The organism is Stenotrophomonas tumulicola (assembly GCF_014117215.1).
Taxonomy (GTDB): domain Bacteria; phylum Pseudomonadota; class Gammaproteobacteria; order Xanthomonadales; family Xanthomonadaceae; genus Stenotrophomonas; species Stenotrophomonas tumulicola.
In genome coordinates, this window is sequence record NZ_JACGXS010000020.1 from 21,115 (window position 1) to 29,836 (window position 8,722).

The window sequence follows — 8,722 nt, forward strand, 5'->3', positions numbered from 1 at the left end:
CCGCATGAAAAAACCCCGCCGAGGCGGGGTTTCTGTTTGAAGCCACGACGAGGTCGCTTGGCCAAGGCGTATCAGTTCGCCTTGTGGATGGAGCGCTTGCTCACGGCCATGGCGGCGTCATGCACCACTTCCGACAGCGACGGATGGGCGTGGCAGATACGCGCCAGGTCATCGGCCGAACCGTTGAACTCCATGGTCAGCACGCCTTCGTGCACCAGTTCGGACACGTTGGCGCCTACCAGGTGCAGGCCCAGTACGCGGTCGGTTTCCGCATGTGCCAGCACCTTGACGAAGCCAGCCGGCTCGATCATGGCGACCGCACGGCCGTTGGCGGCGAACGGGAAGCTGCCGGCCTTGTACGGAATACCTTCGGCCTTCAGCTGCGCCTCGGTCTTGCCGACCCATGCCAGTTCCGGCTCGGTGTAGATGACCCACGGAATGGTGTCGAAGTTGACGTGGCCCGGCAGGCCGGCGATCAGTTCGGCCACCGCGATGCCTTCCTCGAAGCCCTTGTGCGCCAGCATCGGGCCGCGCACGCAGTCACCGACCGCCCACACGCCGTCCACGCCGGCGTGGCAGTGGTCGTCCACCTCGATCTGGCCACGTTCGTTGACCTTGACGCCGGTGCCTTCGGCCAGCAGGCCCTTGGTGGCGGCGCGACGGCCGACGGCCACCAGCAGCTTGTCCACGGTCAGGCTCTTCTCGCCTTCAGCGTCGGTGTAGGTCAGGGCGACTTCCTTCTTCTTGCCCTTGCCGGTCACTTCGGCCTTGGAGACCTTGGCACCCAGCTTGATGTCCAGGCCTTGCTTCTTGAATTCCTTGGCCGCGACCTTGGCCACCTCGGCGTCCGCAGCGGCCAGGAACTCCGGCAGTGCCTCCAGGATGGTCACTTCCGCACCCAGGCGCTTCCACACGCTGCCCAGCTCCAGGCCGATCACGCCGGCGCCGATCACCGCCAGGCGGTTCGGCACTTCGGTGAAGTCCAGGCCGCCGACGTTGTCGACGATGGTGTCGCCGTCGAACTTCGCGAACGGCAGTTCGATCGAATCCGAACCGGCGGCGATGATGACGTTGGTGCCCTTCAGCTCGACTTCCGAGCCGTCATGCTGCTTCACCTTGACCACGTTGCCCGGCTGCAGTTCGCCGAAGCCGTAGTAGGCAGCGACCTTGTTGGCCTTGAACAGCATGGCGATGCCGCCGGTGAACTGCTTGACGATCTTGTCCTTGCGGCCAACCATCGCCTCGACGTCCATCTTGGCGTCCTTGAAGCTGATGCCATGGTCGCCAAAGATGTGGCCCATGTTCCAGAACTGGCGCGAGGAGTCCAGCAGCGCCTTGGACGGAATGCAGCCCACGCGCAGGCAGGTGCCACCGAGGGCCGGCTTGCCATCCTTGCCCAGCGCCGCGTCGATGCAGGCGGTCTTCAGGCCCAGCTGTGCGGCGCGGATGGCGGCGTGGTAACCGGCCGGGCCGGCACCGATGACGACGACGTCGAATTGTTCAGCCATTTGAGGGTTCCTTGATGCTTTCCTCGACCCGTCAGGCGGGCCGGTGGCGCATGGCGCCGGGAGGAGGGCATGGCCATGGCCATGCCCCGGATCGACAAACCCCTCCCGGGAGGGAGGGGCAGGCGGGTATTACAGGCCGAACAGCATGCGGCCCGGGTTTTCCAGCTGGTTCTTGATGTCCACCAGGAACTGCACCGAGTCCTTGCCATCGATGATGCGGTGGTCGTAGGACAGCGCCAGGTACATCATCGGCGCGATCACGACCTGGCCGTTCTCGGCGATCGGACGTTCCTTGATCGCGTGCATGCCCAGGATGGCGCTCTGCGGCGGGTTGATGATCGGAGTGGACAGCAGCGAACCGAAGGTGCCGCCATTGGTCACGGTGAAGGTGCCACCCTGCAGGTCGTCCAGGCCCAGCTTGCCGTCACGTGCCTTCTTGGCGTAGTCGGCGATGCCCTTTTCGATGTCGGCGAACGACTGGCGCTCCACGTTGCGCAGCACCGGAGTCACCAGGCCCTTGTCGGTCGACACCGCGATGGAGATGTCCGAGTAGCCGTGGTAGATGACGTCGGTGCCGTCGATGGAAGCGTTGACCAGCGGGAAGCGCTGCAGCGCGTTGGCGGCGGCCTTGACGAAGAAGCTCATGAAGCCGAGCTTGATGCCGTGGGCCTTCTGGAACTCTTCCTGCAGTTCCTTGCGCGCGGCCGACACCTTGGACAGGTTGACCTCGTTGAAGGTGGTCAGCATGGCGGTGGAGTTCTTCGACTCCATCAGGCGGTCGGCGATGCGCTTGCGCATGCGGGTCATCGGCACGCGCTCTTCCGGGCGCGAACCTGCCGCCTTGCCGGCGCCGCCATTGCGGGCGTAGTTGACGATGTCTTCCTTGGTCACCGCGCCGCGGCGGCCGGTGCCGTCCACGTTGGCCGGGTCCACGCCTTCGGTGATGGCGGTGAAGCGGGCGCCGGGCGGCAGCGAATCGGCGCCGGACTTGGCGGCAGGTGCCGGTGCGGCGGCCGGTGCGGCGGCAGCCTTGGCCGGCGCAGCCTCGGCCTTCTTCTCTTCGGCGGCCGGGGCCGGTGCGGCGGCTTCGGCCACCGCGCCTTCCTCGATGATCGCCAGCACCTGGGAGCTGGTGACCGTGTCGCCTTCCTGGAACTTGATTTCCTTCAGCACGCCGTCGACGGTGGACGGGACTTCCAGAACAACCTTGTCGGTTTCCAGGTCAACCAGGTTTTCGTCACGCTTTACGGCGTCGCCGACCTTTTTGTGCCAGGTGGCGATGGTGCCGTCGGAGACGGATTCGGGCAGTACCGGGACTTTGACTTCGGTGGCCATGCGGGAGCTTCCTGGGTTCGTATTTCTTGGAATGGGGGAGGTTATTCGGCGACCGAGTCGTCGAACGGGTTGACCAGTGCGTCGGCGACCAGCTTCTGCTGCTCGATGACATGGTCAGCCATGTGGCCGGCAGCCGGCGAAGCCGAGCGCGAACGTCCGGCGTAGTGCAGGTTCTGGCCAGCGGCCACGCAGTACTGCAGGTGGTGGCGGATCTGGTACCACGCGCCCTGGTTCTGCGGCTCTTCCTGCGTCCACACCACGTCGGTGGCCTTGCCGTACTTCTTCAGCTCGGCAGCCAGCAGCGCGCGCGGGAACGGATACAGCTGTTCCACGCGGATGATCGCCACGTCGTCCTGGCCACGCTTGGTCTGGTCTTCCAGCAGGTCGTAGTAGACCTTGCCCGAGCACAGCACCACGCGCTTGGTCTTCTTCGGATCGGCCTTCGCATCGCCGATCAGGTGCTGGAACTCGCCATTGGCCAGCTCTTCCAGCGTCGACACGGCCAGCTTGTGGCGCAGCAGCGACTTGGGCGACATCACCACCAGCGGCTTGCGGGTGGTCAGGTGCTGCTGGCGGCGCAGCATGTGGAAGGCCTGCGCCGGGGTCGACGGCACGCATACCAGCATGTTCTCCAGCGCACACAACTGCAGGAAGCGCTCCAGGCGCGCCGAGCTGTGCTCCGGGCCCTGTCCTTCGTAACCATGCGGCAGCAGCAGGGTCAGGCCGGTCAGGCGGCCCCACTTGGCTTCACCGGCGGCGATGAACTGGTCGATGACGACCTGGGCACCGTTGGCGAAGTCGCCGAACTGCCCTTCCCAGATGCACAGGGTGCCCGGGTCGGTGGTGGAGAAGCCGTACTCGAACGCCATCACGGCCTCTTCGCTGAGCAGCGAATCGATGATGGTGGCCTTCTCCGGTGCATCCACCAGCTGGCGCAACGGCAGGTAGTACTGGTCGGTGTTCTGGTCGTGCAGCACCGCGTGGCGGTGGGTGAACGTGCCGCGGCCGACGTCCTGGCCGACCAGGCGCAGGCGGTTGCCTTCGTCCAGCAGCGTGGCGTAGGCCAGGTTCTCGGCAAAGCCCCAGTCGCCCGGGATCTCGCCGGCGGCCATCTTCCGGCGGTCGTCATAGACCTTGGCAACGCGCGAATGTACCTGCACGTCCTCCGGAATGGTGGTGATCAGCTTGGCCAGCGCGGTCAGCTTGTCCATGCCGACGGCGGTGGAGATCTTGTCCGACAGCTTGCCTTCCAGCAGCTTGGGCCAGTTGACGAACAGTGGGCTGGTCGGCGGGGTCTTCTCGACCTGTGCCAGCTCGGTGGTCACTTCGCCGCCGTCGAGCTTCTCGCGGTAGCGATCCACCAGCGCCTTGCCGCCGCCAGCGTCGATCACGCCAGCCTGTTCCAGCTTGGCGGCGTACATCTCGCGGGTGGTCTGGTGCTTGCGGATGACCTTGTACATCAGCGGCTGGGTGATCGCCGGCTCGTCGGCCTCGTTATGGCCCCAGCGGCGGTAGCACATCAGGTCGATGACCACGTCCTTGCTGAACTTCTGGCGGAACTCGAAGGCCAGCCTGGCGGCGAACACCACCGCTTCGGGGTCATCGCCATTCACGTGCAGCACCGGTGCCGCGATCATCTTGGCCACGTCGGTGCAGTACAGCGTGGAGCGCGAATCTTCCGGGTTGGACGTGGTGAAGCCAACCTGGTTGTTGACCACGATGTGCACGGTGCCGCCAACGGCGAAGCCGCGGGCCTGTGACATCTGGAACAGCTCCATCACCACGCCCTGGCCGGCAAATGCCGCATCGCCATGGATCAGGATCGGCATCACCTGCTTGCGCGCGGTGTCGCTGCGGCGTTCCTGGCGCGAGCGCACCGAGCCTGCGACCACCGGGTCGGCGATCTCCAGGTGCGATGGGTTGAATGCCAGCGCCAGGTGCACCGGGCCGCCGTCGGTGGACACGTCCGCCGAGAAGCCCATGTGGTATTTCACGTCGCCCGCCGAAGCGTGGTCGTCGTGTTCGAACTTGCCTTCGAATTCGTCGAACAGCTTGCGCGGGTTCTTGCCGAGGGTGTTGACCAGCACGTTGAGGCGGCCGCGGTGGGCCATGCCGACCACGACGTCCTTGATGCCATCCTTGCCGGCGTCACGGATGATGGTATCCATCATCGGGATCAGCGAATCGCCACCTTCCAGCGAGAAGCGCTTCTGGCCCACGTACTTGGTGTGCAGGTAGCGTTCCAGCCCTTCGGCCGCGGTCAGGCGTTCCAGCGTGCGGCGCTTGGTATCCGCATCCAGCTGGTAGTCGCCGCCGGCGAGCTCCAGCTTCTTGTAGATCCAGTGGCGCTGCTCGACCTCGGAGATGTGCATGAACTCCGCGCCGATCGAGCCGGTATAGGTCGCCTTCAGGCGCTCCAGCAGGTCGCGCAGCTTCATGCGGGGTTGGCCGCCCACGCCACCGGTGCTGAACTCGGTATTGAGATCGGCATCGGACAGGTCGTGGAATGCCAGGCCCAGGTCCGGCGGATTGGTCGGCTCGGCCAGGCCGAGCGGATCCAGCCGGGCGCCGAGGTGGCCGCGGGACCGATAGGCGGTGATCAGACGACCGACGTTGCGTTCGCGCTCGTCGCCGCTTCCTTCGCCGGTGCCGCTTTTCAGCGCGCCCTTGGCGGCGTCCACGATATGGGCAATGACGGCCGAATGGGGGATGTCACCTGCTTCGCGGCCCTTGAAGCCGTCGAAATAGGTCTTCCATTTGGGATCGACACTGTCCGGAGAGACGAGGTACTGCTCGTACAGGTCCTCGACATAGGCGGCGTTGCCGCCGGCGAGTTGCGATGACTGCGCAAACTGCTTCAGTAGATTGTCCACGATGGAGAGTGTTTTTTTCGCTTGTGGGGTAGGGCTCTGGAAGTACCCGGCAGGCAGGATGAATAGCCAGACTCGGGCGCGTTCAAACACTTGAATTGTACCCCCATCCGGGAAGGAAGGGGCACCGAGGGGGAGTGGCTGGACCCTTTGTGTCGCTGGCAGACAGGTTGCCGGGTGGCGCCGCTGTCAGATGCCCAGCGCGCGGAATTCGGTGCAGTCACGCGAACGGTCCCAGACACGCTGCAATCGGTCCTCAACAGGTTGCGAACGTGATGGCAGCGCGATGGCCGCTTCGCCTTCCAGCCGGTTCCCCATCAGACGAAAGTAGTAGTCGCCACGGTCATTGACCAGGCAGGCCGAGGCCAGTCCACGATCGATCGGATCGTTGACCTCACGGACCTGGACCACGCTGGGCAGCCGTTGCGCCAGGGCCAGCAGGGGCGCATCGGCGGCCTGGATGGCGGCCGCCTGCTGCACGATCACCCGCAGTTGCTTGTCGTGCGGGCGCGTGGCGAAGCGCCGCAGCGCCGCCTGTACCGGCCCCGCATCCAGCAGGCCCGGATCCAGTTGGCGGCTGTGGATCCACAGCCGGCGACGGGCGCGGTGGATGATGGCGGTGGTGATCGCCAGCGCCGCGTCGAGGCCCTCGATGGCCACCGCCGAGCCCAGCGTACGGCGCATCTGCCGGTGCACGATGCCGGCCTCTTCGAACCGTGGTCCTTCCGGTATGAACCCATGCCGGGCATAGAAATCGCAGGCCGGCAGCTGGGCGTGCAGGGTGGCCTGCTGCAGGCCGGCCGCCGCTGCGGCCTGTACCAACGCGTCCAGCACGGCCGCGCCAACGCCGTGGCTGCGCCAGCCGGCCAGCACCGCCATGCGGCCGATGCGTCCATCCGGCAGCAGCCGGCCGGTCCCGATCGGCCGGTCCTGGGTATCCACCGCCAACGCATGGGTGCATACCGGATCGAGCGCATCGCGCTCCAGTTCACCGGGCACCCCCTGTTCGTGCACGAACACCTGCTGGCGCACCGCGTGGATGTCGGCATGCCGGCTGGCGTGGTCGACACGCAGGACACGGAAGCCGGCCATGTTCAGTGGCGCCGCTGGCCGGCGCCGTCGTCCGGGACGTCGTCGTCATGGTCCTCGAAGCTGACCACGACCTCCACCCCGTCTTCGTGCACGTTTACTTCGCGCACTTCGTCGGACAGGTCCTCCACGTCGATCGTGTCCACGGTGCCGGCGGCCTCGACCACCTCGTCACCGGCATCCAGGATGTCTTCGTACGCATCGTCCGCATTGGGATCGGTGAGCTGGTAGAAGCCCAGCACCATCAGTTCCTGCAGCGCCTGGCGGCCCTTGGCGGACAGGCCGCGCCACGCTGCATCGTCCAGGCGTTCGGCTGCGGCGATGCGCTGGGCATCTTTCACCGATACGCCCAGGTCCAGGCCGCTGCAGTACAGGCTGGCGCCGCGCTTGGCCCGTCGCCAGGCCAGTCGCGCCCAGGGGTGGCGCTCCAGCAGCAGGCCCTGCGCCAGTGCCTGGTCGACTTCTTCAAGCGCCGGGGCAGGGCTGCTGGGCATCACTTCGCCCGCCGCCCGGTAGGTGGTGATGAAGCGGCCGAACCAGTCGCCCAGCTTGTCCGGGTCATTCATGCGGATGGCATTGAGCGCGTCGACGACGCGGTTCATCGCCGCCACGTCTATCTCGTTCGGGTCTTCGGGCAGTTTCAGGTCCGGGTCCTGGTAACGGATGGACTCGTCGGCATCGACGATCAGGGTATCCAGGTAATCGCTGATCAGCTCGGCCGAGGCGGGCGCGCGCATGCCGAAGGAGAAGGTCAGGCACGGATCTTCCGCCACGCCGTTGTGCGGTACGTTCGGTGGCAGGTACAGCATGTCGCCGGGGGCCAGCACCCAATCGTGGGTCGGCTTGAACTTCTGCAGCAGTTTCAGTTCCACGTCCGGGCGGAAATCCAGCGGCGGACGCTTGCCCCGGGTCGACTCGCTGGCGTCGATCTGCCAGCGGCGATGGCCGTGCGCCTGCAGCAGGAATACGTCGTACTGGTCCACGTGGGCGCCGACCGAGCCACCGGTGGCGGCGAAACTGATCATCACATCGTCCATGCGCCAGCGCGGCAAGAAATCGAACCGTGCGATCAAGGCGCGCACGTCCGGATCCCATTTGTCCACGTCCTGCACCAGCAGGGTCCAGTCGTGGTCGGGCAGGGCGGGGAACACGTCTTCCCGGAACGGGCCGCTGCGCACACGCCAGCCGTCGCTGCTGCGGTCGTGCTCGATCAGCCGCGCCAGCACGCCGTCTTCGCAGGCAAGGCCCGCCAGGTCGTCGGGCATCACCGGGGTCTGGAAATCGGCGAAGGCGTTGCGGATCAGCAGCGGGCGCTTCTGCCAGTAGTCGCGCAGGAAGGTCGCCGGGGCCATGCCCAACGGCCTGGTGGCACTGGCGTGGACTTCGATGGCATGGGTCTTGGAGGCAGGTGCGGATTTGCGTGCAGCCATGGGGGACATCCTTGCAGCGGAAACAGGAGGGCGGCCGCGAAGCCGTCGATACGCCTATTGTCCGCCGTTGGGCGATGTCATGCACCTGCGGGGTGGCAAGAGCTGCATCTGGGATTGGCCGGGCGGGCCCGCTCTACCCATCCCCATCACCCCATTTCGCCGGGCATGGCCCGGCGCTACCTGCCGCCGCATGGACCTGTCGAAGGTGCGGCGGGCGGGGTACGCGCAAGAACGAATCGGTAGAGCGGGGCCATACCCCGCTGCCGTTGGCGCGATGCCGGAAACAGGAGCAGCGGGGCATGGCCCCGCTCTACCCATCACCCCATTACCTACCGCCGGGCATGGCCCGGCGCTACCTGACGCCGCATGGACCTGTCGAAGGTGGGGCGGATGCGGTATGCGCAAGAAAAAATTGGTAGAGCGGGGCCATGCCCCGCTGCCGTTGGCGCGATGCCGGAAACAAGAGCAGCGGGGCATGGCCCCGCTCTAC

Annotated in this window: 5 protein-coding genes; all 5 read right to left on the minus strand. The window is 66.1% G+C overall.

The genetic code is table 11. The features are described from left to right. Positions 1 to 71 precede the first annotated feature (71 nt). Entirely contained in the window at positions 72 to 1,508 is a 1,437-nt protein-coding gene (gene lpdA, locus H4O11_RS19015) for a dihydrolipoyl dehydrogenase (RefSeq protein WP_182342548.1), read from the minus strand. A gap of 129 nt (positions 1,509 to 1,637) precedes the next feature. Next, on the minus strand, positions 1,638 to 2,843 hold the full coding sequence (gene sucB / locus H4O11_RS19020) for a dihydrolipoyllysine-residue succinyltransferase (protein WP_182342551.1): 1,206 nt from the start codon (positions 2,841 to 2,843) through the stop codon (positions 1,638 to 1,640). 41 nt (positions 2,844 to 2,884) lie between these two features. After that, positions 2,885 to 5,716 (minus strand): 2-oxoglutarate dehydrogenase E1 component, encoded by a 2,832-nt coding sequence (locus H4O11_RS19025; RefSeq protein WP_182342553.1) that lies wholly within the window; start codon positions 5,714 to 5,716, stop codon positions 2,885 to 2,887. 186 nt (positions 5,717 to 5,902) lie between these two features. Then, the gene (locus tag H4O11_RS19030) at positions 5,903 to 6,805 is read right to left on the minus strand and encodes a GNAT family N-acetyltransferase (protein ID WP_182342558.1); all 903 of its coding nucleotides are present in this window, start codon (positions 6,803 to 6,805) and stop codon (positions 5,903 to 5,905) included. A gap of 2 nt (positions 6,806 to 6,807) precedes the next feature. Then, positions 6,808 to 8,232 carry a ribosomal protein uL16 3-hydroxylase gene (locus H4O11_RS19035; protein WP_182342561.1) on the minus strand — a complete coding sequence of 475 codons (1,425 nt, stop codon included), beginning with the start codon at positions 8,230 to 8,232 and terminating at the stop codon, positions 6,808 to 6,810. Between the last annotated feature and the right edge of the window lie 490 nt (positions 8,233 to 8,722).

Coding starts and splice junctions, on each gene's coding strand:
- lpdA (WP_182342548.1), bottom strand. CDS start 1,508: ATGGCTGAACAATTCGACGTCGTCGTCATCGGTGCCGGCCCGGCCGGT.
- sucB (WP_182342551.1), bottom strand. CDS start 2,843: ATGGCCACCGAAGTCAAAGTCCCGGTACTGCCCGAATCCGTCTCCGAC.
- H4O11_RS19030 (WP_182342558.1), bottom strand. CDS start 6,805: ATGGCCGGCTTCCGTGTCCTGCGTGTCGACCACGCCAGCCGGCATGCC.
- H4O11_RS19035 (WP_182342561.1), bottom strand. CDS start 8,232: ATGGCTGCACGCAAATCCGCACCTGCCTCCAAGACCCATGCCATCGAA.